Source organism: Paracoccus panacisoli (assembly GCF_042435015.1).
GTDB lineage: Bacteria > Pseudomonadota > Alphaproteobacteria > Rhodobacterales > Rhodobacteraceae > Paracoccus > Paracoccus panacisoli.
In genome coordinates, this window is record NZ_JBHMQU010000023.1 from 132078 (window position 1) to 132651 (window position 574).

The window sequence follows — 574 nt, forward strand, 5'->3', positions numbered from 1 at the left end:
GAGGGGTATGGTGACCGTCCGCGCGCCCCGCGCGAGGGGTTTGGCGACCGCAAGCCGCGCCCTGCGCGCGACGGTGAGGGCTACGGCGACCGCCCCCGTGCCCCGCGCGAGGGTTACGCCGACCGCAAGCCCCGTCCGACGCGTGACGGTGAGGGCTACGGCGACCGTCCGCGTCCGCCGCGCGAGGGCTTCGGGGACCGCAAGCCGCGTCCGCCGCGCGACGGGGAAGGCTACGGTGACCGTCCGCGCGCGCCGCGCGAGGGGTTCGGGGACCGCAAGCCGCGCCCGCCGCGCGACGGCGAGGGGTATGGTGACCGTCCGCGCGCCCCGCGCGAGAGTTATGCCGACCGCAAGCCCCGCCCGCCGCGCGACGGCGAGGGTTATGGCGACCGCCCACGCGCACCCCGCGAGGGCTACGCCGACCGGAAGCCCCGCCCGCCGCGGGATGGTGAGGGCTACGGCGACCGCCCGCGTGCACCCCGCGACGGCTACGCCGACCGCCAGCCGCGCCCGCCGCGCGATGGCGAGGGCTACGGCGACCGTCCGCGCGCGCCGCGCGAGGGGTTCGGGGACC

General features: G+C 79.4%; 1 pseudogene. It reads left to right on the forward strand.

Annotated elements, in window-relative coordinates:
* A pseudogene (locus ACFHYO_RS06420) lies at positions 1-574 on the forward strand (hypothetical protein); the annotation flags it as partial.